The following is a 24,544-nucleotide window of genomic DNA, read 5'->3' as shown; positions in this document are numbered from 1 at the left end:
TTCTAGATAATATAGAGTTTTAAATTAATGAAACTAAGAAACGCATTTGTTTCTTAGTACTACAATCACACCAAATATAAAATTTGGGGGATTGCAGCATCCAGTGACTACAGCGAAGGGGTCACACCTGTTCCCATACCGAACACAGAAGTTAAGCCCTTCAGCGCTGATGGTACTTGGCGGGTAACTGCCTGGGAGAGTAGGTCGTCGCTGGTTTAAATTGGGGCGTATAGCTCAGCTGGGAGAGCACCTGCCTTACAAGCAGGGGGTCATAGGTTCGAACCCTGTTACGCCCACCAATTTTAGTTAATATAAACATATTAGCTATCATTATTTAACAAGTAAAAATGAAACTCAGAAACTGAAGTTCCTGAGTACTCTATTCATACCAAATTTGGATGATTGTAGCATGCGGGTGTGGCGGAATTGGCAGACGCACTAGACTTAGGATCTAGCGCTTACGGCGTGGGGGTTCAAGTCCCTCCACCCGCACCATTTTATTATGTGGAGAAGTACTCAAGAGGCTGAAGAGGACGGTTTGCTAAACCGTTAGGCCGGGTTACCGGTGCGCGGGTTCGAATCCCGCCTTCTCCGCCAGTATATGAGAGATACCTGTCAGGAAGATAGGTATCTTTTTTCATGATTTTACGACATTTAACCTTTTTTATGATAAAATAACATGTTACTAATTTATTTGAGAGGAAGTTTCGGATGATTCAAGAAAATATAAGAAATGTTGCAATTATTGCCCATGTTGACCATGGTAAGACTACGTTAGTAGATGAAATGTTAAAGCAAAGTGGAACTTTTGGAAGCCATGAGCAGGTAGAAGAAAGAGTAATGGATTCTAATGATTTAGAAAAAGAGAGAGGAATCACCATCCTTTCAAAAAATACATCTATTACTTATGATGGAGTAAAAATTAATGTGGTAGATACTCCTGGACATGCTGATTTCGGTGGAGAAGTAGAAAGAATCATGCAAATGGTTGAAGGTGTGTTGTTATTAGTAGATGCTTTTGAGGGACCTATGCCTCAGACAAAATTTGTATTAAGAAAAGCTTTAGATTCAGGATTAAAACCTATTGTTGTTGTAAATAAAATTGATAGACCTGAAGCAAGAGTACAAGAAGTTTTAGATGAAGTATTAGATTTATTTATTGAGCTAGATGCAGATGATGAACAATTAGATTTCCCTGTGATCTATGCTTCAGCAAAATCAGGAATTGCAAAGTACCAATTAGAAGATACAAATGAAGATATGATTCCTATCTATAATATGATCCTAAAAGAAGTGCCAGCACCCGTTGGGGAATTAGAGGATGGACTTCAGGTTAGAATTTCTTCTATTGATTATGATAAATATGTAGGTAGAATTGGTATTGGAAAAATTAGTAGAGGATCTATTAAAAAAAATCAAGAAGTTGTATTATGCAGTTCAGATGGAACGTTTACAAACTTTAGAGTGAGCAAACTTTATACTTTCAATGGACTAAAGAAGGAAGAAGTAAATGAAGCACAGTTTGGAGAAATTATTTGTCTAGCTGGAAATGATAATATAAATATTGGGGAAACAATCTGTTCAACAGATAAAGTAGACCCATTACCTTTTGTAAAGATAGACGAGCCTACCTTGGCTATGAATTTTATTGTAAATAATAGCCCTTTTGCAGGTAGAGAAGGAAAATTTGTAACAAGCAGACATCTAAAGGACAGATTAGAAAGAGAACTTTTATCTAATGTATCCCTACGTGTAGAAGAAACAGATTCTGCAGATTCTTTCAAAGTTTCAGGTCGTGGAGAATTACATCTTTCTATTTTAATTGAAAATATGAGAAGAGAAGGATATGAATTATCTGTATCAAGACCTGAGGTAATTCTTAGAGAAGTGGATGGCTGTTTATGTGAGCCTATAGAACAAGCAACGATTGAAGTACCAGAAGAGTATGTAGGAACGGTTATTGAAACATTAGGACAAAGAAAAGGTGAAATGACTAATATGATTACCAATGTCAATGGCACGGTAAAATTAGAGTTTAGTATACCTGCAAGAGGTCTTATTGGCTATCGTTCTCAATTTATGACAGATACACGTGGAACGGGAATTCTTAATCATGTATTTGAAGGATATGCGCCTTATAAAGGTGAGATTCCTGCTAGAACAAAGGGGTCTTTAGTAGCCTTTGAAACAGGTACGGCTGTAGCCTATGGGTTATTTAATGCACAAGATAGAGGTGCTTTATTCATAGGGCCAAACACTGAAGTTTATGAGGGCATGATCGTTGGAGAAAATGCTAGAGCAGGAGATATTGTTGTAAATGTTTGCAAACGTAAGCAGCTTACCAATGTACGTGCTTCTGGATCTGATGATGCAATAAAACTTGTTCCAATACTACCAATGTCTTTAGAGCAAGCATTAGAATTTATTTCTGAAGATGAGTTGGTGGAAGTGACACCAGAAAGTATTCGTCTAAGAAAGAAAATATTAAATAAAGAAATGCGTGCAAAAGCATTCAATAGAAAATAACAAAAAACCCATTTGATTTTTCAAATGGGTTTTTTATGTTACAGGAAATTATAAAATTTCAAAATTGTGGATAACTATTACAAAGTATAATTGCTTGGGTAGCTTTGAGCAAGGTCAAATTCAAAAGTAAGTTTTGAATTTTTGTTGGCGAGATGAGCATAGAGAATAGCATAATGCGAATTTTTTATGAAAAGATTCAATAATTGTTAATAAAAATGAAAAGATTTGGCATGGACTATGCATTGATTTTTAATAAGAATACTTTTACATATTATAAAAAAGAAGATCATAAATAGAAAGGGGCTATTCTATGTTAAAACTAATAAAAAGTGGAGAGGTATACACACCTGATTATATTGGGAAAAAAGATATTTTAATAACAGGAGAGAAGATTGGGTATATTTTAGATCATGTACAGTTACCTGAAAATTTTGTAGATATTCAAGTAATTGATGCTACTGGAAAAATTGTAGTACCTGGATTTATAGATTCTCATGTTCATATTTGTGGTGGAGGTGGAGAAGGAAGCTTTAAAACAAGAACTCCAGAAATACAGCTTACAGACATTACTACAGGAGGAGTTACAACAGTAGTTGGCTGTTTGGGAACAGATGGAACTACTAGAACCATGACGAATCTATTAGCAAAAGCAAAGGGGTTAGAAGAAGAAGGAATAAGTACTTATGTTTATACAGGCTCTTATAGGGTACCTATTAGAACCCTTACAGGAAGTATTCAGGATGATATTATTCTTCTTGATAAGGTTATTGGAGTTGGAGAGATTGCACTATCAGACCATCGATCTTCACAGCCTAGTATTGAAGATATAGCAAAACTTGCTGGAGAAGCAAGAGTAGGTGGGATTTTATCTGGAAAAGCAGGTGTGGTAAATATCCATATGGGTGATGGAGAAAGAACGGTTGAGTTTATTGAAAAAATTGTAGAGAAAACAGAGGTTCCTATAAGCCAATTCATACCAACCCATATGAATAGAAATGAAAAATTATTTAATAGAGCTATAGAATATGGTAAAAAAGGTGGAATAGTGGATTTTACAACAAGTACTACAAAGAAGGACTTAGAAGAAGGAGAAATGAAATGTAGTAAGGGACTAAAAATCATGCTTGATAAGGGCATTTCTATAAAAAATATTACCTTTACATCAGATGGCCAAGGAAGTCTTCCTAATTTTAATGAAAAGGGTCAATTTATGGGACTTCAGGTAGGAAAGGTAACATCATTATATGGTGAAGTTAGAGATGCCATCATAGATGAAGGGGTGGATTTATCTAATGCCATTAGAGTAATTACTGCCAATCCTGCAGATGTACTAAAACTTTCTAAAAAAGGATATATTGAAGAAGGAAAAGACGCAGATATTGTATTATTGAACAAAGATAATTTAGAGATAGATACAGTAATAGCCATGGGAAAAACAATGATTCTTAATAAAGAGATTTTAGTAAAAGGAACATTTGAGAGATAAAAATTAAAAAGAGTAAAAATTTATTTGCTGGATAATATATAATAAATCACATATTATCCAGCATTTTATTATAAAGTTAGAGGTGGTACAAGAATGAAAAAGAGTATTACGCTTGTAGCTGGTTCAGAAGAGACTAGAGAGACTTTGGTAAAGCAGCTAAAGGAATATGTATCGGATATGGTTTCGATCAATAGCTATGCTGTAGAAACGGGTATTGATCAAATGATAAGAGATGATTTGGTTGTATTATCAAGTGAAGCTATAAAAAATGACTTATTAGTACTCAAGTTATTAGATACTACTTGTGAAATTATAGTTGCTAAAAGAATTGTTAGCTATGATTTTATTGATAAAATTGTCTTACTTCCACCGAATACGGATGTGCTTTTAGTCAATGATGACCCAGAATCCACATATGAAAGTATTGAAATACTAAATAGTATAGGAATTGATGATCTAAATTATATTCCCTATTATCCAGGAATAAAAGAACCTATTAAAGAAGTTTATATTGCCATAACCCCTGGAGAATTAGACAAGGTACCTACATTTATAGAAAAGACCTATGATATAGGAGCGAGGATTATGGACTTTACAACCATAACGGAAATATTGAATAGATTGGGTATATTGAATGAAAAAGCAGGTATATTTTCTCAAAAATACTTGGAGAAGATTATTAATATTGCAAAGAGGCTTGCAAACTCAACGAACAAAGTATTAGAACTAAATAAACATTTACATTTAGTGATAGATGGATTAAATGATGGTTTGCTTGTTTACGGGAAAAATGGAAATATAAGCGTTTTTAATGAAAATTTAAAAAAATTGTTGAAAGTCTCATACAGAAAGATCATAGGAAAAAGTGTTAAAAATGTAGTTTATAATAAAAATTTATTAGAATTTTTAATGGATAAAAGCATGATTGAGGGAAAAATCTTTGAACTGAATAATCTAGAGGTTTTTGTAAATAAATTTTGCCTTCCTCAAGATGATTCTATCATTGCAGCAACCAATAAGGATTTAGTAAAAATAGTAAAAGAGAAAAAATTTAGAGAAGACTTATATTATAGACTAAAGATGGGATATATACATCTACCACCTTTGAGGGAGAGAAAAATTGATATTCCAAAGCTGATGGATTACTTTATAAAAGTTGAAACTACAGAAGATATAAAAATATCTTATGAGGTAATGAATGAACTATTAAAGTATGATTGGTATGGTAATGTAAGGGAACTCAAAAATACTTTGACATATATGCTAGCTGTTAGAGAAGGAAGGAATCTGACTTTAAAAGATATACCAGATAAAGGATTTTTTCAAGGAATTATTCCTAATGACTATAATCATAGGAATAAACATATGGAAATGGATTTAAATGCAGAACAAAGATATATACTAGAAAAAATATATTTATTAAACAAAAATGGCGAAATCGTTGGCAGAGAAAAATTGAGCAAAGAAACAATAGGAACAGAATATGAAATGACAAAATATCAGATGCGTTCTAGACTTGAAAATTTAGAAAAAATGGGATTGATTATTAAAAATAAAGGGAAACACGGAACACGATTAAGCGAGAAAGGAAGAGAATTTCTAATGGATTTAATGGCGTATAATGGTGGTTAATGGTACCCATTAATTAACCATTAAAGAATATTCAGTTTTGAAAATCAAAAAAAACCCCTTTCAGCACCTTGGCATAGAAATTGCTTGTATAAATAGTCGTAAAATAAATTCAACATGAGTATATAGAGAAAGGGGAGTTTATATGGCAGCAGAAAACAAAAAAAATCAGAAGAATAAGAACAGAACTTGGCAAATGCCTGATACGTATGTAATCATTTTCTTTGTAGTGCTATTTGCAGCACTTTTAACTTATTTAATTCCAGTTGGGCAGTTTGATACCAAAGACATAACGTATGTCTACAAGGGGGTAGAAAAATCAAGAACTGTACCCATTCCTGAGAGTTTTAGAATTTTAACGGATGATGCTGGAGAGACAGTGAAAAATGGTATTAAATGGTTTGAACCAGGTGGCGGTGTAGGGGTTGTAAACTATACATTTGAAGGGATGGTTAGTGGTAGTAAATGGGGATCAGCAGTAGGTGTTATTGCATTCATTCTTGTGATTGGTGGTGCATTTGGAATCATATTAAAAACGGGTGCAGTAGAAGCGGGAATGCTTCAAATGATCAAAAAGACAAAGGGTGCGGAAAGCGCTATCATACCAATATTATTTGTATTATTTTCTATCGGTGGAGCAGTGTTTGGTATGGGGGAAGAGGCTATTCCTTTTGCAATGATTCTTGTACCCATATTGATTGCTATGGGATATGATGCCATAACAGGGATTATGATTACTTATACGGCAACTCAGATAGGGTTTGCAACCTCATGGATGAATCCATTTAGTGTTGCCATTGCTCAAGGGGTTTCAGGAGTACCTGTTATGTCAGGAGCTGGATTTAGATTCTTTATGTGGGTATTCTTCACAGCTTTAGGGGTGGTATATACTTGGAGATATGCTAAAAAGATCAAAAAAAATCCTACTTTATCTCTTTCTTACGAATCAGATGCCTATTATAGAGATGATTTGAAAAGTAAAGAAAATATTGAAGTAAAATTTGAATTTGGTCATAAATTAGTTTTATTAACTGTATTTTTAGGTATGATTTGGGTGATCTATGGTGTAATGAAATATGAATATTATCTTCCTGAAATTGCTACTCAATTCTTTGTAATGGGGATTGTTTCAGGAATTATTGCTATCATTTTTAAATTAAATGATATGAGGGTAAATGATATTGCATCATCCTTTAGAGATGGAGCTAAGGATTTACTTGGGGCAGCATTAGTAGTTGGTATGGCCAAGGGAATCGTACTTGTTCTTGGAGGGTCAGATCCTACAACACCAACAGTGCTAAATACTGTTCTTCATGCAATAGGAAATGCAATAGGAAGTTTGCCAGCAACTATTTCTGCATGGTTTATGTTCGTATTCCAATCTGTATTTAATTTCTTTGTAGTATCTGGTTCAGGTCAAGCTGCACTTACTATGCCTTTGATGGCACCTCTTGCTGATTTAGTAGGAGTAACAAGACAGGTTGCTGTACTTGCATTCCAACTTGGGGATGGTTTTACGAACCTTATTGTACCAACTTCAGGTTGCTTAATGGGAATGTTGGCTGTTGCAAGACTGGATTGGAGTAAATGGGCTAAGTTCCAAATTAAATTCCAAGGAATCTTATTTATACTTGCTTCAATTTTCATGATTGGAGCAGTAATGATAGGATTTAATTAGAAAAAATAGGGAGTACTATTAGGTACTTCCTATTTTTTATAATAAGGGGGAAAACAACCTTGCTGTTGATTCTTTTATTTTATTGATCATAGGTCTTTTTAAATATTCTTCTAGTTTTAATTCTTTACTATCGTTTATATCTATTAAAAAATTTTTTTCCATTCCTAAGACGATTTTTTCATCATAGATAAAGCCATTTACTTCAAAGTTAATTTGAAAACTTCTTATATCAAAGTTTGCTGTACCAATAGACGCAGCAACACCATCTACAAGCATTATTTTTCCATGGATAAATCCTTTTGTATATAGATAAATTTTCACACCTGCTTCTAATAATTCTTCTATATTAGACATAGAAGCCCAATAAACGGTTTTATGATCTGGTTTATGGGGTAAGATAATTCTTACATCTACCCCACTTAATGCAGCTGTCTTTAGAGCCATGAGAATACTTTCTCCTGGAACAAAATAGGGGGTATTAATCCATATACGATTCTCAGCAGAAGAAATGATGGAAAAATAGGCTTGCATGATAGATTCCCAATCGGAATCAGGTCCACTTGCAGCAATTTGCATTAATTGTTCTCCATAATAAGAGAGCTTTGGAAAATATCTTTCATTAAAATCAATTTCTTCCTTTGTAGTAAATAGCCAATCCATCAAAAAAATATTTTGAAGACCATAAACTGCTTCTCCTTCAACCTTTAAGTGACTATCTCTCCAAAAACCTAAATAAGGATCTTTTCCTAGATATTCATCTCCAATATTGAGTCCTCCTAAGAATCCTATTTTACCATCTATTACGATGATTTTTCTATGATTTCTATAATTTAGTTTTCTGCTAAGAATAGGGAAAACTACAGGGGAAAAACCATAAATATGAATACCTGCACTTCTCATTTCATGTAAATAAGTTTTGCTTAATCTCCAGCTTCCTACACTATCATAGATTACCCTTACCTTTACGCCTGATTTAGCTTTTTCCATAAGAATTTTTTTTATAGTTCCACCAATATGGTCATCCTTTATAATAAAATATTCTAGGTGAATATGATGACGAGCCAATCGTAGTGATTCAATTATAGATGAAAAGGTTTTATTACCATTGGTTAAGACTTTTAAGTGGTTGTTAACTGTAAAAGGAGCTTTGGAATTGTTTAATATTAAACTAATAAGTCTTTTTTTCACAAAGCTTTCGTCATTTTTAAATAATTCCTTATCTTTTATGGCTTCTCGTTGAATAGAAGCTACTTGCTCAAAATAGGGAAAATCTCGATTTTTTTTCTTTTTGAAAATATTTTTTTTGCGAACATTTTGGCCCATAAATAAGTAAAGTATAAAACCAACAATAGGAACTAATACAAGCACTAATAGCCATGCAATTGTCTTTGAAGGATTTTTATTTTCCATAAAGATGATGATAGCAATAAATATGGAATAGATAGAAAATACAGTGCCAATATATCCTTTGAGTTTTTCTATTACTAAAATGAAATCTTGTTTTGAAAATACATCATTTAAGATATTGGTTTTAAAAGTTGATAGCTTGAAAGATCCTTGTTCTTGAATACTTAAAGCATTGCCCCAAAGTGTAAAGAGGATAAGGATTAAGACAACACATATCCATATTTTATTTTTATATTTTATATTCATGTCATTCACCCATCTCTCACCCAAATATAACTATATTATTATTATACGTAAATTCAACTTATTTGTTTATCTTAAAATTGATTCAAAGCTCTATATTTATGGTATAATCTCTTTGGCAATAAATTCAAGAAAGTGAGTGACTTAAATTGAAAAATAATTTGCTAAAGGGAACAGTATTAGTAATACTATCTACATTTGCTTATGGAAGTATACCAGTTATATCGAAACTATCCTTTGAGGAAGGGTTGAATGTTTCTAGTATACTCTTTTTTAGATTTTTTATTGCAGCTCTGATTACATGGGGATATATTTTCTTAAGAAGAATGCCTTATAAAACTAGTAAATCACATTTCTTTTATTTATTAGTTCTTGGAGCAGCTGGATTTTTAGGGACTAGTGCTTTTATCTATATGGCTTATACTTATATTTCAGGATCTCTTGCTACAATCATACTATTTACCCATCCAGCAATGATTGCATCTTATGAAATGCTTGTACTGAAAGAAGGAAAAGATATTAGAAAAATTTTAGCGCTTATTGCTTCAGGAATTGGGATGATTTTAGTTGTTTGGAGTAATAATATACACATTAATGTAGTAGGTGTAATTTTCAGCTTATTATCAGCTCTTTGCTATTCTTTTTATGCATTAGGATTAAGTGAAAAGAGAACAAAGGTAATGCATTCTGTTGTTGTTGCTGGTTATGTAGCATTTTCATGTTCCCTTGCATATTTTATACAAGGAATGATGAATCATAATATTTTTTTACCAAGCACATCAAAGGGGTGGATTTATATTTTGATTCAAGCAATATTTTGCACCGTAATTCCGAATATTGCATTTTGTAAAGGCGTTCAGTTAATAGGATCTAGTACATCAGTAATTATAAGTACGTTTGAGCCTGCAGTGGCTTGTGTAACAGGATTTTTTATTTTAGGAGAGGTATTGACCTTTTCTATGATTATTGGAGGATTACTTATTTTATCAGCAATTTTTATTCTTCAAATTCCAGAAGAACGATTAAGCGTTTTTTATAAAAGGAACTCAACTAAGGTTGAGTAAGCTATTTATAAAACATGAAGACAATGATAAATTACTTTAAAAGAAAATTGATTTTTTAAATAAAGAACCAGAGGAATCTGGTTCTTTATTTGTTTAGTTCTACTTCAAGGCGTATACCTCTACCAATTATTTTTACATCTCTTATAGATTTTACAATGGATTTTTTATCTTTATGATAAGAGATGATTTCTATTTTATTTCCTTCTATTCTTTTTATTTTTCTTAATTGTCTCTTTCCTTCATATTCTACTAAAGAAAAAGAATTATTTACTAACTCTTGATTTAAATAGATTAATATTTTATCTTCCCTGCAGATTCTAAATCCATTTAAGGTATCATCAGGAGCTTCCACATAGATCAATTTTTCTGGAGAGAAACCTTCTACCTTTTTATTGATGATAGGAAAACTTTTATAACCCTTTGATGACTTCATGGTTATATCATATATAGGTACTTTTTTAATAATACCTGATAGAGCATCTGACCATTGATCTAGAGGAGTTACTGTTTGTCTTCTTTGAGGAGCTTGTACTTTAAGTTTAGGTTTTTGTATGATTTCTTCCTTTTCTACAGGTTCTAGAGTTACACTCTCTTCTAAGTTTTTTCCTAATAGCTTTGATAATTTCTCAAGTAATTTTTCGTTAATAATTTTCTTGCCACTTTCAACATCCAAAATAAATGATTCAGATACGCCGCATTTTCGTCCAATTTGTTTAGGAGAAAATCCTTTTTTTAATCTTTCTTCTCTAATGATATCTCCAATTCTGCTCATTACCATAACCACCTTTATTTATATTGATATGTATATTGCAACATAAGGCTTTAAAAATGTCAAATGCTTTTATCGGAAATAAATTGAATGGATAGAATAGATTTTTTATATAAAAATAGAGAAGCATAAGCTCCTCTAAATATTTTTCAATCCTTCCATAAGTTCATCAATCACTTCTTTTACAGATGTGATTTTTTTTATCTTATGAACCTTTGCTCCTGCGAAAGCAAATCCTTTTTCAAGATTCCCCTTTTGTGCTTGAATCAATGCATCAGCAATACAATATAAGGTTTCTTTTGGATTGCATGGTTTTAAGCAGTTGATACATTTGATTCCTTTTGGCTTGCCATGTTCGTAGACATCTTTTATGAAATTATTTCTAATGGCACGACCTGGCATTCCTACAGGACTTTTAATAATCATAATATCTTCTTCTTTTGCATCAAGATAAGTTTGTTTGAATGCATCTGAAGCATCACATTCATGAGTGGCAACAAATCTTGTAGCCATTTGTACACCAGAAGCACCTGCCATTAATATTTCGGCAATATCTGTTGCATCATGAAGACCTCCACCTGCGATAACAGGAATTTTTTTAGCGTATTTTTCTTCAAAAGGTTTAATAGCTTCTAATACTTCCTGTACAATTTTTTTAAGAGAAAAATTCTCAGGATCTTCAAGTTGCTCTACTGAAAAACCTAGATGGCCTCCAGCTTCTGGACCTTCTACTACAATAGCATCAGGTAAATAGTTATGTTTTCGATCCCATTGTTTACAAATTAGCTTTGCTACCTTTCCAGAAGAAACAATAGGAGCTATCTTTGTAAGAGAACCTTTTACAAGCTCTGGCAATTTCATAGGCATACCTGCACCAGAAAAAATAATATCTACTTTTTCTTTTACGGCTACTTTTACCATATCTTCAAAGGTAGAAAGGGCTGTCATAATATTTACTCCAATAATGCCTTTAGGAGCAAGCTCTCTAGCTTTTTGGATATGGTAGGTTAAACCATCTATGTTTGCTTGAAATTTATCTCTGTGATAATGCTCTAGGTTAAATCCTGGTTCAACACCAGAAATTACACCTATGCCACCACAGTTTGCTACAGCAGCAGCTAAGTTTGATAAGGAGATCCCAACACCCATACCACCTTGTACAATAGGTACCTTGGCGATTAAGTCTCCTATTTTTAATTCAGGTATATTCATTTCAACACTCCTCTGTAAAAGACATACTTAGAATTATTATATACCAAAAGGTTATATTGTACAAAACATTTATTAACAAAGAGGAGTGGTAATTTTTTTTTAAAATCCAGGAACAACAGATCCACCAAAGATGTCTTCGATGAACTGCTTCATTTCCTCAGATTGATAAATTTCAATAAATTGTTTGATTCTTTTATCATCTTTATTATCAGGTCTTGCAGCAATAATATTTACCCAAGGAGAATCTTTAGGTTCAATGAATATAGAATCATCTGCAGGACTGAAGCCTGCCTGCATTGCATAGTTTGTGTTTATTGCAGCAACAGCTACATCTTCTAGGGAATGAGCTACCATTGGAGCATCTAATTCAATAAACTCAATATTTTTAGGATTCTCAGCAATATCTTTTATGGTTAGATTAAGATCCTTAGTATCTTTTAATTTGATCACGTTAGCAGATTGAAGTAAAAGGAGTGCACGAGCTTCATTTGTAGGATCATTAGGCAAAGATATTTTATCTCCTTCTTTCAATTCATCAAGAGATTTTAATTGATTAGAATAAATTCCCATGGGAAAATTTACTGTAGATGCTAATTTTACTAGGTCCATATGATGGTCTTTGTTAAATTTATCTAGATAAGGTGTATGTTGATAACTATTAAGATCAAGTTGCTTTTCATATAATTGTACATTTGGTTGGATATAATCATTAAAAGATACAATCTCTACTTCTAATCCTTTTGTTTTAGCAATTTCTTTTACCTTTTCTACAATTTGTTCATGGGGACCTGCTGTAGCCCCAACCCTTAAAGGACTAGATGCTGTATTTTCTTTAGAACTACATCCTGTTAGTAAAGAGAAAATAAGTATCATAGATAATAAAGTAAATAATATTTTTTTCATAATAAAAACTCCTTTCTTTTTGTAGGTCATAAAATGGTGATTCATAACAGGTTTTGTTATCAGAGAGGAATAGTTTTTTATTTTATAAGGCGCCTTTTATAAAATAAAAAAGCCTTTCTGAGTAATAGAAAGGCCTTTGAAATCAAAGTAAGCTATCTCTCAGAACAAAATATTCTGCAGGATTTAGCACCAGTTGCATTTTAAATGCCGGTTGCCGGGTTTCATAGGGCCAGTCCCTCCACCTCTCTTGATAGAAAGTATTTAATTGTAATTGAAATTAATTATAAAGGATAGACAATAAAATTGTCAACAACAAATTTCAAAAAACTATTATTTTTTTATGATTAAAATTCATATGTTTCATCAGGTTTTAAAATAATGACTTTTGTATTATGTACCTTTTCTTTAAAAATAGTAGGATCTGCTTCAATAATAGGAAAAGTATCATAATGCATAGGAATTACTTCTTTTGGTTGAATAAAATCTACTGCACGAACAGCATCTTCTATATCCATTGTAAAATTACCACCTATTGGAATACAGGCTATATCAATATTTTCTATTTCTAAAAGATGCATGTCCATAGTAAGTCCTGTATCTCCAGCATGATAAAGTTTCTTTCCATGTACTTCAATTACAAAACCACAGGGATTACCACCATAAAGCAACCCTTTTTCTGTTTCTATGCCAGAGCCATGGAGAGCAGGAGTCATTTTTACAATTCCAAAATCAAATTTTGTTCTTCCGCCAATATGCATAGGATGGGTAGAGAGCCCTTTATCTCCTAAGAAACATGCAATTTCATAGTTTGTAATAATCGTTGCCCCACAGTTTTTTGCAATCTCTACAGCATCTCCTAAATGATCTCCATGACCATGGGTTACAAAAATATGGGTTAAATCATTAAAATCACTAGGAGAACCATTGGCTTGAGGATTGTTTGTAATGAATGGGTCAATTAATGCTTTAAAAGATCCTTCTTCAATATAAAAACAAGAATGTCCTAAAAATTGAATTTTCATACCATCACTCCTTATACAAAAAATAGTTAGTATTAGTATACTATATAAGATGCAATAAATACATTACATGAAAAATTTATATATATGTAAAGTATAGTAATATAGATTATTTGGAGATGTAAAGCATTAATGATCAGCTATATAAAAATAAAATAATTTATGAAAGCTATGAATATTTTTGAATAAAAAGATAGATGTCTTTGTAAATATTTTGATAGATATTTTCGTCATGGATACGGTGTTTAGCTTCTTTATAAAATCTGATCTCTTTATCTTTTGATTTTATATGGGTATAAATATAACTTGCGCTTTTATATTTTACGATAGGATCTTTTTTTCCATGGATGATAAGGGTAGGAGCATTTATTTTTGGAATGATATATTTTGTTTTACATAATAGTTTCTTAAAGTTCAAGTTAGCGTAAATAGGGGTGAAACATGACTTTATATAATTAGATATTCTATGGTAGTTTTTCATTTGGAACTGATCTATTATGTCCAAATAAAGATTTTTAAAGTCAAAGCAGTAAATAGGAGTGCCTATAGATATAAAACAATTGACCTTATACTTTTGTATCAGATGAAATGATAATAATCCTCCCATAGAAAAACCTATTATAATAATAGAATCACATTTTTTTGAAAGCTTAACATATGCCTCTTCTGAAGATTGAATCCAATCCTTATAGGAATAATTTTTTAAGTCTCTTTGTTTTTTTCCATGACCAGGAAGGGTGGGGCAAAGAGTAACATATCCACGTTCTTCTAAATATTTTGCAATAGGTTCTACCTCAAAGGGAGCACCTGTAAACCCATGTATGAGTAAGCAGCCTTTCAAATGAATCACCTTTTCTTTATATTTTATAGATGTGTAGGAATAAAGTTGTATAATAAATGATTTTAAAAAGTTAATAGAGAAAATCACACACCTATATTATATAGTGTAAAATTACACTAGTAAAGCAAAATTACCATATAAAGTTTGGGCTTTTAACATAAGATGATGGATAAATAACTGGAATCATTAAGATGAGAAAAGGATGATTTATGCATGAACATTCTTTTTCACAAAGCCTAAGTACCCATAAATAACTGTAATGATTGGTAGTAAATAACAAAGGAGTGCAAAGGGGACAAACTGAAGTACAGGAACATTAAAAATACTTGAGATAACAATGGCATTTGCATTCCAAGGAATTAAAGGTACGAGGATGATTCCAGTGTCGGAAATTGTACGAGCTAACGTGTTTTTAGAGATTCCTTTTTCTTCAAAGAGAGACTGAAGAAATTTACCTGGTATGATAATGGACAATGTTTGGTTGCAGGTAGTAAGATCAACAATAAAGCTTAAAAAAGAAGTTCGCAAAATAAGGTCTCCAACATTTTTGACCTTATTCATGAATTTTTCAACAAGAGGGCCTATCATGCCACTTCCGTCTAATATGCCATTAAGAGCAGTAGATGCTGTAATAATGAGGATAACATTTTTCATAGATATAAGCCCTCCACCTGAAAGAATAGCAGAGATAGCTATATTTTTAGGATGGAATCCTATAAATGCTGCATAAATTATTTCAGAGAAAGAAAATTGAGTATGGTATATAATGAGGATAAAGCTGGATAATAGTCCTATGCTTAAGCTTTTTATCATAGAAAATCTAAAGATAGCCATCCATACAATCAATAAGGGTGGAATAAGTAAAATAAAAGATATATGAAAATTAGAAGAAAGTAGATTTTGTAGGTGGATCACTTCGTGATTTACTTTTCCACAGGATAAATAATTTTTACCCATTAAATAATAAAAGACCATACAGAACAAATATACAGGAGTCAAAGTATTCATCATATGTTTTATATTATCAATCAGTTTGGTCTTAGTAATGGCAGCTGTTAAATTAGCGCTACTAGACATAGGAGAAGAGCGATCTCCAACATAGCTACCAGAAACAATGGCACCGACTAATAGAGGAAGAGGAATATGTAGACCTTTACCAATTCCTATTAGAGATAAACCTACGGTACTAATAGTCCCTAAAGAAGTTCCAAGGACCATAGAAATAATGCTGCTTATCAAAAATGCAGTTAAAACAAAATTGAGATTTGATAAATATTTAAAGCCCATATACATCATTGTGGGAATGGTACCGCTAATCATCCAAACACCAATGAGCATTCCAACAATACTCATGATTAGTAGTACAACCCATGCACTCTTTATTCCGGTAAACATCATAGAAAATAGTTCTTTATGAGGATAGCCATGGAAAAAAGCAATCATATAAATAGCCAGAATGCCAAATAATATTCCGTAAAGGGCAGAATACCCTAGGGATAGGGATAAAAGAATACCAAATAGTAGTATGGATAAACCTAGATAAGTTAATTTATTATCGATCTTTTTTTTCATAAAATCCCTCTTTTCAATAAGTTTCAATATTATTTTATAACAACTATCCAAAAATAGGAATGATAGATAAAATTTATAAATACCCTTTTGAAAATCAAAAATTCTAAATATTCTTTTCCAACTATGTTTTTTCATGTATACTATAGATAAAGGTGTAGAAAGAGGTCGAAAATTAGGGGAAATTTTTTTATAGAGGATGAATAGTTTAGAAAGGGGGAACCGGTTATGGAATATATAAGAAGATTAATGGAAAAAAGAGATATATTGATGGATAAATATATTATTTTTCTTCAAAGACCAAATTTAACAGAAGAAGAAATAAAAGATAAAAAAAGGATAAATAGGGATATTATTTATCTAGATTTTGAAATCGAAAAAGCAAAAAAAGAAGCAAAGATTAGTTGAAAAACCTGAGTTGTTACTCAGGTTTTTCTTCTTTTTCATCTTCAATTATTTCTTGGGATTCAATTTCTTCTTTTTCTATGATTTTTTCAGGTTCCATATCTTCTTTTACCATTTCTTCTAGTGTTAAGATCTTTAGTTTGTTTCCACAATTAGAGCAATATTTTGCATTTTCCTCTACTTCATACCCACATTGTTCACATTTTATAATTCCTTTTAGCGATTCAATCTTAAATTCTGATTCTTTTATTCTTTCTAGGGTAGTTTGTATTTCCATAAGTGCTGAAAAAACATTTTCATCAGTTTTTATATCAGGATCTTTTTCAAAGGAAGCATACATTTTTTTACCTAGCTCATAATAGAGTTCATCAATCCTTGCTAGATCTTTTGAGAGATTAATTTTTAGTTTTGTAAGCTCTGTTACATCAGAAGAAATTTCTTTAATGGCTTTTGTACTATCAAGCATTCCTTGTTTCATCTTGTTTAAAATATTCATATATAGTTCCTCCTTAAAATTATATTTATTAAATAGATATTTTTGTATATAAACATTATTCCTATAAAAATAAAATTATTTAAAAAATCCCTTCCCTAAAATAATAGGGAAGGGATTAAAAACATTTTATGCTTCTTCTTTGTTATCGTTTTCCTTCGGAGTCTCAGGTAATTTTTCCATTGTGATACCAGTGAATCCATAGAACATGGATACTAATGGATTAATCCAGTTAAGTAGTGCATATGGTGCATATGCAAAAGGATGTACCATCAATGTAGTATACATGAAGTTACCACAAGTATTCCAAGGAATGAAAGGTGAAGTGATTGTACCGAAGTCTTCAAGACATCTAGAAAGATTCTTTGGATGAAGACCTTTTTCTTCATAAGCTTCTTTGAACATTCTACCTGGAAGAACGATGGACATATATTGGTCTCCTGTTGTAAGGTTACAGAAAACGCAAGTTAGGAATGTAGTTACAACAAGAGAACCTCTTGATTTTGCAACTCTTAACATTTTTTCTACGATTACATGAAGCATTCCTGTTCTTTCCAACGTTCCACCAAAGGACATAGCGAGTAGAATCAACGATACGGTCCACATCATACTGTCTAGTCCACCACGAGATAGTAAACTGTCAATTGCCTCTACACCTGTTGCTGATTCAAAACCATAGTGAGCAGCACCGATAATATCAGTCATGCCAGCACCTTGGAAAATATAAGCGAACAAACCACCAAGGAAAGTTCCACCAATAAGTCCTGGAAGAGCAGGAACTTTAAATACTACCATAGCGATAACTAAAATTGGAGGGATTAATAATAACGGACTAAGATGGAAGTTTCCACTTAGGGTATCTAAAAATGTATTAATTAAACCTGTATCAAGTTCTTTTCCAGCATATTTAAATCCCATGATTCCAAAAACAACACAGGAAATAATTAAACTAGGACCAGTTGTAAATACCATGTGCTTAATGTGGTCAAATAAATCACAACCAGCCATAGCAGGAGCTAAGTTAGTTGTATCAGAAAGGGGTGACATTTTATCACCAAAGTAAGCACCAGAGATAATTGCACCTGCAACTACGGGAGCGGGAATACCAAGACCTGCACCAACACCTAATAGTGCAATACCTACTGTACCAGCAGTAGTCCAAGAACTTCCAGTTGCAAGAGATACAATGGAACAAATAAGACAAGTTGCGATTAAGAAGATACCTGGAGAGATAATTTTGAGGCCATAATAAATCATTGTAGGAACAACACCGGATAAAATCCATGTACCTATGATACATCCAATAACCATAAGAATAAGAACAGATTGCATAGCCATTTTGATAGTTTCAAGAATTCCCTCTTCAATATAATGCCATTTGTATCCAGCTCTTAGAGCAACGAGTGTTGCAAATGCTGTTGATGCTAAGATTGCCATATGAGGGTCTCCACCAAAAACTTTTAGGGTACTGATGAGTGCTACGATTAGGAATGCGATAACGAGTAGCGCTTCTCCAAACGTGACTTTCCTTTTGACATTCATTTCAAATTCCTCCCTTTTGATTGTTAGAAATGTAAAAATTTTCAAGGACATAATTATTATAACATAATAGTAGCTAGAAAACAATTAATATTTAGAATTGTCAGAATAAAACATTATATCAAAACTTTTCTTTCACCTTGAAAAATTTATATTTTGGATCATTTAAATGATGACATGAAAAATAAATTTAAAACAAATTGACAAAACTAAAAACATATGCTAAGATACGAAGAAATATAAAAAACGTTTGTTGTGTCTTAGAGGTTGCGATGATTCAATAGTACTATGAAGGAAGGATAGGAAACTGATGAGTTCATAGGAAAGGGAGCATCGCCGAAATGTATAGGTTTACCTAAGTCTATATGTTGGGTTCATATTGAATAAATATGAAACTGTCACTGATGAATTACCCACTTTGTCAGTGAGGCGCTATTTCACACAGGGTGAAAGTTTCATTCTGCTGAGAATAACAGCTGAGAGTACTTTTACTCTCGGCTGTTTTTGTGTTTTCTAAGACACAATACGACACCAGGTAATTGGAGGGAAATAAAATGATTGTAGTGCAGAAATATGGAGGTACATCCGTAGGGAGTATTGACAAGATTAAGACTGTAGCAAAAAGGGTGGCACAGAGAAAAGAAAAGGGAGATGGTGTAGTAGTAGTAGTATCTGCTATGGGAAAAACTACAGATCAATTGATTGGGATGGCAAAAGAGTTGTCAGATATACCTAAAAGACGTGAACTTGATATGCTCATGTCTACTGGAGAGCAGGTTTCCATATCTCTTTTATCTATTGCTCTAAATGAAATAGGATACGAATCTATATCTCTTACTGGATTTCAAGCAGGGATAGAAACCGATGGATATCATACAAAAGGAAAAATTCAAGATATTGACATAGAAAAAGTGAAAAAATATTTGGATGAGGGAAAAATTGTTGTTGTTGCAGGCTTTCAAGGAATGAATGGCAATGGAGATATTATGACTTTAGGAAGAGGTGGGTCTGATACGACAGCAGTAGCCTTGGCTGCAAAGCTAGAATGTGTTTGTGAAATATATACAGATGTAGATGGTATTTATACGATTGATCCAAGATTATTTCCTACTGCAAGAAAGCTTGATTGTATTAGCTATGAAGAAATGATGGAAATGGCAAGCTTAGGGGCTGGGGTTATGGAGACAAGAGCCGTGGAAATTGGACAAAAATTTAACGTGCCTATTTATGTTGCATTAAGCAATGAAGAATGGCCAGGAACTTATATAAAGGAGTTTGATGCCACTATGGAAAGCAAAGTAATTACAGGTTTATCAGCAAGTGATAAGGATTTGATGGTAACAATCAATCATGTACCTTATAATAGTAAAAACATATCTAAAGTTTTTGGGGCTTTGGCTAAAAAGGACATCAATGTGGATATGATTAGTCAAACAGCACCTTCCCATGGGAAGGTAAATGTATCTTTTACAGCACCTAAAACAGATGAAGACATTATTTTAAATATTATGGAAAGTTTAAAAAATGAATTTGAAGATATAGAGACAGATATAGAAAGGGACATTACTAAATTATCTGTTGTGGGTATAGGCATGAGAAGTCAATCAGGAGTTGCGGCAAAAACCTTTGAAATACTTGCTGAAAATGACATTGGGTTTAAGCAAGTTACTACTTCTGAGATTAGAATATCTTATACAATTGATACAAAAGATACAACAAGAGCTGTGGAGGCAATCGCAAGAGAATTTAATTTATAGAGTAATAGCTGCTTAGGTGAAAACTTAGGTGGCTATCATTTTGCAGAATTTTCTTTACGGAAAAGGGAGAATTTTATATTTTGTTAAAGATTTATCATAAAAAGGGTTCCTATTTTCCATTATTAGGTGTATAATCTGAAATATAGAATTGTCATATAGGGGGTGCAGAAATGGATTATCAATTTATTCAAATGGAGCAGCAAGAAAGAATTGCTGTTTTGAAGCTGAATAGACCAAAAGCGTTGAATGCATTAAATTCTGAGGTCTTAAAAGAATTAGAATGTGCAATATATAATTTAGACACAGATGAGAATGTAGATGTAATCATTATTACAGGAGAAGGAAAAGCTTTTGTTGCTGGAGCAGACATTACAGAAATGAATCCTTTAGGAGCAGAAGAAGGTAGAGTATTTGGGAATTTAGGCCAAAGAGTATTTAGAAAAATCGAAAAAATGGAAAAACCTGTAATAGCTGCAGTAAATGGTTTTGCTTTAGGTGGTGGATGTGAATTAGCAATGTGTTGTGATATGCGTATTGCAAGTGAAAAAGCAAAATTTGGCCAACCTGAAGTAGGTTTAGGGATTATTCCAGGATTTTCTGGAACCCAGAGACTTCCAAGACTTGTAGGAACAGCTAAAGCTAAAGAATTAATTTTTACAGGAGATATCATTAAAGCACAAGAGGCTGAAAAGATTGGTCTTGTCAATAAAGTTGTAGCACCTGAAGAATTAATGAATGAAGCCATGGATTTAGCAAAGAGAATTGCTAAGAATGCGCAAAAGGCTGTAAGATATGCCAATATGGCAATCAATAGAGGGTTTGAGACAGATATGGAAACAGGTATTGAAATAGAAGCAAATTTATTTGGATTATGCTTTGCTACAAAGGATCAAAAGGAAGGTATGACTGCTTTTGTAGAAAAAAGAAAAGCAGAATTTAAAGGTGAATAAAATTTCATTTTATAATAAATAAATATTTACATAGAGGGGGTCCTTTTTATGAAAAAAATTGGTGTTTTAGGAACAGGAACAATGGGTGCTGGAATCATCCAGATATTTGCACAAAACGGTTATGATGTTTACATGAGAGCTAGAAGACAAGAATCTGTAGACAGAGGAATTAAGACTGTTACAAAAAACCTAGATAGAAGCGTTAAAAAAGGTAAAATGACAGAAGAACAAAAAGAAGAGGTTTTAGGAAGAATTCATGGTTCTACAGAACTTGAAATTATCAAAGATTGTGATTTAATTATCGAAGCTGCTACAGAAAATATGGAAGCAAAGAAAAAATTATTTGCTGAAATTGATGAGCTTGTTAAACCAGAAGTAATATTAGCTACAAATACTTCTTCTTTATCTATCACTGAAATTGCAGCAGCAACAAATAGACCAGATAAAGTGATTGGTATGCACTTTTTCAATCCAGTACCAGTAATGAAGCTTGTTGAAATCATCAAAGGTCTTACAACTTCTGAAGAAACAAAAGCTGCTATTGTAGAGCTTACACAAAAGATAGGAAAAACTCCAGTAGAAGTTGAAGAAGCACCAGGATTTGTTGTAAATAGAATATTAATTCCTATGATCAATGAAGCAATAGGCATCCTAGCTGATGGTGTTGCAAAGGCTGAGGACATTGATCAAGCGATGAAACTAGGTGCAAACCATCCAATAGGACCTCTAGCGTTAGCTGACCTTATTGGTAATGATGTAAACTTAGCAATCATGGAAGTACTATATAATGAATTTGGTGATTCTAAATATAGACCTCATCCACTACTTAGAAAAATGGTTAGAGCAAATTTACTAGGTAGAAAAACAGGTAAAGGATTCTATGATTATAGTAAATAAATATTAAATATGAATAGATAAATAATGGGGCTATATTGTATTTGAGCATAAGCTATACAATATAGTCCTTTTATATTTTTGATTTGTATGTAAGGAAAGATATTTTGTAAAGAATTATGAAAAGAATGTTCACTACGTAATAGAAGGATGTTTCATATGGGTAAACGAATATAATGAAGAAGAGAAAGTGGATAAATTTAGAATAACGAAAAAACAAAAAATAGTATAGTATTTTTATAGATAGATGATATAAGAAAATAGTATAAGGGTATGCTGAATGTCTTGCATATGAGAGAAGGAGGATAGTGCATATGGAGATAAAAAGGGTAGGAAAATTACTAATGGATCATATTCCTGGAATAATGATTCTAAATGAGGAAGAAGAAATTATATGGATGAGTCCAATGGTAGAGCAAATATACCATCAAAAAAATATATTAAAATGCAAGTTTTACGATTTGTTTTCAGTAACACTAGATATAATAATGGGCACAAAAAAGATTTTTAAAACACCTTATGGAAAAAAGTATAGTATGAGTGCACGGAAGATCGTAGATGAAAAAAAAGAATATATTTTCGTATTTATTGAAGATATAGAAGATTTTACAAATCACCAAATAAGGCTTTATTGCCTAGAAAAAATCATAGATTCTATTAATGATGGAATTATTATGAGTGATGCTGAAGGTCGGATTATTTTATATAATGATGCACAGGAGAAATTAGAGGAGTTATCTGCAAAAAATATAGTAGGAAAATATTTATGGGAAGCTTACAATTATAAAGCGATAGAGATGTCTGAACATCAAAAAGTATATAAAACAGGAGTTTCTATTGTTAATAAATATAAAGCCCATGCCTATAAAGATGGTGTTCCTAAATATGTATCCTATAGTACCTATCCAATTAAAAAAGATGGAGAAACTATTGCAGTGTATTCTATTAGTAAAAATGAAACTATGCTAAAATCTTTATTATCTCAAACTATTGAATTGAAGCGAAGATTACGGAGTAAAATACCATTAAAATCAAATGATTATTATGATAATGGTACAACTTATACATTTACAAATATTATAGGAGATAGTGAGCAGATAAAAAATCTAATTAAAGAAGCTGAGACTATAGCATTATTAGAGAACAATTTATTAATTGTTGGAGAAACAGGAACAGGAAAGGAAGTTTTTGCTCAAAGTATTCATAATCTTGGGAAAAATAAAAAGGAACCATTTGTGGCAATAAATTGTGCAGCAATCCCGGAAAATCTTCTTGAGAGTATCCTTTTTGGAACAGTAAAAGGATCTTATACAGGGGCAGTAGATCAATCTGGATTATTTGAAGAGGCTAGGGGAGGAACCTTGTTTTTAGATGAACTAAATTCTATGCCTATTACTATGCAAACTAAATTACTTAGAGTATTTCAAGAGAGAAAGGTAAGAAGAGTAGGAGGACTAAAAACAGCACAAATTCACTGTAGAATTATTAGTGCTATTAATGAAGACCCTCAAAAGATTATTCGAGAGGGCAAATTAAGACAAGATCTTTTCTACCGGATTGCAACTATTTGTTTATATATTCCTCCACTGAGAGAGAGACCACAAGATATATTGAGCATGAGTAGCTTTTTTATTGAAAAGTATAATAATATGCTTAATAAAAATATCAAAGCTTTTTCATCTGAATTAAGGGAAATCATGTTATCTTATAATTGGCCTGGAAATGTAAGAGAGTTAGAACATATACTTGAAAATCTAATGATTAGGGTAAGAGAAAATGAGAAAGAGTTAAGAACTGAACATTTACCCAAATATATTCAAACTAGGATAATAGGAGAAAATGCATGTAGCAAAATACAAAAAAAACAAAACTCCCTAACGGGGACACTTAGAGATATAGAAAAGAGAATTATTCTTGAAAGTTTAAATAAGAATGAATGGAATATAAGTAAGACTTCAAGAGACTTAGGGATTATTAGACAAAGTTTAATATATCGAATGAAAAAGCTTGGAATAGAGTCAGTTCACAGAAATGAAGTTGTATAAAATTTAGTCATAGGTGTAAAGTATTCTATAGGAGAAATTAAGCTATTTAAAGATATATTGTATAAAAACTATACAAGATATGAACAATACGATTACAAAATTCAGAATATTGAAA

19 protein-coding genes, 3 tRNA genes, 1 rRNA gene and 2 riboswitches are annotated in these 24,544 nt (G+C 32.1%); of the genes, 14 read left to right on the top strand and 9 right to left on the bottom strand.

Annotated elements, in window-relative coordinates; all coding sequences use genetic code 11:
* The first annotated feature begins 99 nt into the window (after positions 1–99).
* From rrf to yfcC, 8 genes are all read left to right on the top strand, one after another.
* Positions 100–216, top strand: a 5S ribosomal RNA gene (rrf, locus tag K7H06_RS17350).
* A 7-nt stretch (positions 217–223) separates the two neighbouring features.
* A tRNA-Val gene (locus K7H06_RS17345) sits at positions 224–299 on the top strand.
* A 112-nt stretch (positions 300–411) separates the two neighbouring features.
* A tRNA-Leu gene (locus K7H06_RS17340) sits at positions 412–495 on the top strand.
* 11 nt (positions 496–506) lie between these two features.
* Positions 507–597, top strand: a tRNA-Ser gene (locus K7H06_RS17335).
* Positions 598–711: 114 nt separating this feature from the next.
* Complete coding sequence (gene typA / locus K7H06_RS17330) at positions 712–2,526, top strand: translational GTPase TypA (protein WP_223037277.1); 1,815 nt, start codon at positions 712–714, stop codon at positions 2,524–2,526.
* A 310-nt stretch (positions 2,527–2,836) separates the two neighbouring features.
* The gene (gene iadA / locus K7H06_RS17325; protein WP_223037276.1) at positions 2,837–4,012 is read left to right on the top strand and encodes a beta-aspartyl-peptidase; all 1,176 of its coding nucleotides are present in this window, start codon (positions 2,837–2,839) and stop codon (positions 4,010–4,012) included.
* A 93-nt stretch (positions 4,013–4,105) separates the two neighbouring features.
* On the top strand, positions 4,106–5,644 hold the full coding sequence (locus tag K7H06_RS17320; RefSeq protein ID WP_223037275.1) for an AAA-type ATPase lid domain-containing protein: 1,539 nt from the start codon (positions 4,106–4,108) through the stop codon (positions 5,642–5,644).
* A gap of 142 nt (positions 5,645–5,786) precedes the next feature.
* Positions 5,787–7,319, top strand: a complete 1,533-nt coding sequence (gene yfcC, locus K7H06_RS17315) for a putative basic amino acid antiporter YfcC (protein WP_223037274.1) — start codon at positions 5,787–5,789, stop codon at positions 7,317–7,319.
* Positions 7,320–7,355: 36 nt separating this feature from the next.
* On the opposite strand, the gene cls is transcribed toward yfcC, so the two are convergent.
* On the bottom strand, positions 7,356–8,972 hold the full coding sequence (gene cls / locus K7H06_RS17310) for a cardiolipin synthase (protein ID WP_223040067.1): 1,617 nt from the start codon (positions 8,970–8,972) through the stop codon (positions 7,356–7,358).
* 146 nt (positions 8,973–9,118) lie between these two features.
* On the opposite strand from cls, the gene K7H06_RS17305 reads away from it, so the two are divergent.
* Positions 9,119–10,033 carry a DMT family transporter gene (locus K7H06_RS17305; protein ID WP_223037273.1) on the top strand — a complete coding sequence of 305 codons (915 nt, stop codon included), beginning with the start codon at positions 9,119–9,121 and terminating at the stop codon, positions 10,031–10,033.
* Between the two features lie 85 nt (positions 10,034–10,118).
* Here K7H06_RS17305 and K7H06_RS17300 read toward each other — a convergent pair whose 3' ends face one another.
* The 6 genes from K7H06_RS17300 to K7H06_RS17275 form a co-directional block, all read right to left on the bottom strand.
* Positions 10,119–10,805, bottom strand: a complete 687-nt coding sequence (locus K7H06_RS17300) for a helix-turn-helix domain-containing protein (RefSeq protein WP_223037272.1) — start codon at positions 10,803–10,805, stop codon at positions 10,119–10,121.
* 135 nt (positions 10,806–10,940) lie between these two features.
* Positions 10,941–12,014 (bottom strand): NAD(P)H-dependent flavin oxidoreductase, encoded by a 1,074-nt coding sequence (locus K7H06_RS17295; protein WP_223037271.1) that lies wholly within the window; start codon positions 12,012–12,014, stop codon positions 10,941–10,943.
* Positions 12,015–12,113: 99 nt separating this feature from the next.
* Positions 12,114–12,917, bottom strand: a complete 804-nt coding sequence (locus tag K7H06_RS17290; protein ID WP_223037270.1) for a MetQ/NlpA family ABC transporter substrate-binding protein — start codon at positions 12,915–12,917, stop codon at positions 12,114–12,116.
* A gap of 149 nt (positions 12,918–13,066) precedes the next feature.
* Positions 13,067–13,174: riboswitch (SAM riboswitch) on the bottom strand.
* A gap of 87 nt (positions 13,175–13,261) precedes the next feature.
* On the bottom strand, positions 13,262–13,939 hold the full coding sequence (locus K7H06_RS17285) for a metal-dependent hydrolase (RefSeq protein ID WP_223037269.1): 678 nt from the start codon (positions 13,937–13,939) through the stop codon (positions 13,262–13,264).
* A gap of 166 nt (positions 13,940–14,105) precedes the next feature.
* Entirely contained in the window at positions 14,106–14,777 is a 672-nt protein-coding gene (locus K7H06_RS17280; protein ID WP_223037268.1) for an alpha/beta hydrolase, read from the bottom strand.
* A 207-nt stretch (positions 14,778–14,984) separates the two neighbouring features.
* A complete protein-coding gene (locus K7H06_RS17275) occupies positions 14,985–16,349 on the bottom strand; it encodes a Na+/H+ antiporter NhaC family protein (protein ID WP_223037267.1) in 1,365 nt (454 codons plus the stop codon).
* Between the two features lie 225 nt (positions 16,350–16,574).
* Between K7H06_RS17275 and K7H06_RS17270 the strand changes: the two genes are divergently transcribed.
* Positions 16,575–16,754: a hypothetical protein gene (locus K7H06_RS17270; protein ID WP_223037266.1), complete on the top strand. Its 180-nt coding sequence runs from the start codon at positions 16,575–16,577 to the stop codon at positions 16,752–16,754.
* A gap of 13 nt (positions 16,755–16,767) precedes the next feature.
* Here K7H06_RS17270 and K7H06_RS17265 read toward each other — a convergent pair whose 3' ends face one another.
* The gene (locus K7H06_RS17265; protein ID WP_223037265.1) at positions 16,768–17,247 is read right to left on the bottom strand and encodes a zinc-ribbon domain-containing protein; all 480 of its coding nucleotides are present in this window, start codon (positions 17,245–17,247) and stop codon (positions 16,768–16,770) included.
* A 126-nt stretch (positions 17,248–17,373) separates the two neighbouring features.
* Entirely contained in the window at positions 17,374–18,786 is a 1,413-nt protein-coding gene (gene nhaC / locus K7H06_RS17260) for a Na+/H+ antiporter NhaC (protein WP_223037264.1), read from the bottom strand.
* A gap of 250 nt (positions 18,787–19,036) precedes the next feature.
* Positions 19,037–19,226, top strand: a riboswitch (Lysine riboswitch).
* Between the two features lie 111 nt (positions 19,227–19,337).
* Here nhaC and K7H06_RS17255 point away from each other — a divergent pair.
* The 4 genes from K7H06_RS17255 to K7H06_RS17240 all read left to right on the top strand — a co-directional run bounded on the left by K7H06_RS17255 (position 19,338) and on the right by K7H06_RS17240 (position 24,429).
* On the top strand, positions 19,338–20,540 hold the full coding sequence (locus tag K7H06_RS17255; RefSeq protein WP_223037263.1) for an aspartate kinase: 1,203 nt from the start codon (positions 19,338–19,340) through the stop codon (positions 20,538–20,540).
* A 170-nt stretch (positions 20,541–20,710) separates the two neighbouring features.
* Positions 20,711–21,490, top strand: coding sequence for a short-chain-enoyl-CoA hydratase (locus K7H06_RS17250; RefSeq protein ID WP_223037262.1), 780 nt, complete (start codon positions 20,711–20,713; stop codon positions 21,488–21,490).
* 48 nt (positions 21,491–21,538) lie between these two features.
* On the top strand, positions 21,539–22,387 hold the full coding sequence (locus K7H06_RS17245) for a 3-hydroxybutyryl-CoA dehydrogenase (RefSeq protein WP_223037261.1): 849 nt from the start codon (positions 21,539–21,541) through the stop codon (positions 22,385–22,387).
* A gap of 311 nt (positions 22,388–22,698) precedes the next feature.
* Positions 22,699–24,429 carry a sigma-54 interaction domain-containing protein gene (locus K7H06_RS17240; RefSeq protein ID WP_223037260.1) on the top strand — a complete coding sequence of 577 codons (1,731 nt, stop codon included), beginning with the start codon at positions 22,699–22,701 and terminating at the stop codon, positions 24,427–24,429.
* The last annotated feature ends 115 nt before the right edge of the window (positions 24,430–24,544 follow it).

Origin of the sequence: Crassaminicella profunda, from assembly GCF_019884785.1 — a bacterium.
Classification (GTDB): Bacteria; Bacillota; Clostridia; order Peptostreptococcales; family Thermotaleaceae; genus Crassaminicella; species Crassaminicella profunda.
Note: the sequence above shows the minus strand (reverse complement) of the source record. Positions and strands in the feature narration are given on the sequence as shown.

What these genes read in the sequence shown, in the direction of transcription:
- typA (WP_223037277.1), top strand. Translation starts at nt 712, where the DNA reads ATGATTCAAGAAAATATAAGAAATGTTGCAATTATTGCCCATGTTGAC.
- iadA (WP_223037276.1), top strand. Translation starts at nt 2,837, where the DNA reads ATGTTAAAACTAATAAAAAGTGGAGAGGTATACACACCTGATTATATT.
- K7H06_RS17320 (WP_223037275.1), top strand. Translation starts at nt 4,106, where the DNA reads ATGAAAAAGAGTATTACGCTTGTAGCTGGTTCAGAAGAGACTAGAGAG.
- yfcC (WP_223037274.1), top strand. Translation starts at nt 5,787, where the DNA reads ATGGCAGCAGAAAACAAAAAAAATCAGAAGAATAAGAACAGAACTTGG.
- cls (WP_223040067.1), bottom strand. Translation starts at nt 8,972, where the DNA reads ATGAATATAAAATATAAAAATAAAATATGGATATGTGTTGTCTTAATC.
- K7H06_RS17300 (WP_223037272.1), bottom strand. Translation starts at nt 10,805, where the DNA reads ATGAGCAGAATTGGAGATATCATTAGAGAAGAAAGATTAAAAAAAGGA.
- K7H06_RS17295 (WP_223037271.1), bottom strand. Translation starts at nt 12,014, where the DNA reads ATGAATATACCTGAATTAAAAATAGGAGACTTAATCGCCAAGGTACCT.
- K7H06_RS17290 (WP_223037270.1), bottom strand. Translation starts at nt 12,917, where the DNA reads ATGAAAAAAATATTATTTACTTTATTATCTATGATACTTATTTTCTCT.
- K7H06_RS17285 (WP_223037269.1), bottom strand. Translation starts at nt 13,939, where the DNA reads ATGAAAATTCAATTTTTAGGACATTCTTGTTTTTATATTGAAGAAGGA.
- K7H06_RS17275 (WP_223037267.1), bottom strand. Translation starts at nt 16,349, where the DNA reads ATGAAAAAAAAGATCGATAATAAATTAACTTATCTAGGTTTATCCATA.
- K7H06_RS17270 (WP_223037266.1), top strand. Translation starts at nt 16,575, where the DNA reads ATGGAATATATAAGAAGATTAATGGAAAAAAGAGATATATTGATGGAT.
- K7H06_RS17265 (WP_223037265.1), bottom strand. Translation starts at nt 17,247, where the DNA reads ATGAATATTTTAAACAAGATGAAACAAGGAATGCTTGATAGTACAAAA.
- nhaC (WP_223037264.1), bottom strand. Translation starts at nt 18,786, where the DNA reads ATGAATGTCAAAAGGAAAGTCACGTTTGGAGAAGCGCTACTCGTTATC.
- K7H06_RS17255 (WP_223037263.1), top strand. Translation starts at nt 19,338, where the DNA reads ATGATTGTAGTGCAGAAATATGGAGGTACATCCGTAGGGAGTATTGAC.
- K7H06_RS17250 (WP_223037262.1), top strand. Translation starts at nt 20,711, where the DNA reads ATGGATTATCAATTTATTCAAATGGAGCAGCAAGAAAGAATTGCTGTT.
- K7H06_RS17245 (WP_223037261.1), top strand. Translation starts at nt 21,539, where the DNA reads ATGAAAAAAATTGGTGTTTTAGGAACAGGAACAATGGGTGCTGGAATC.
- K7H06_RS17240 (WP_223037260.1), top strand. Translation starts at nt 22,699, where the DNA reads ATGGAGATAAAAAGGGTAGGAAAATTACTAATGGATCATATTCCTGGA.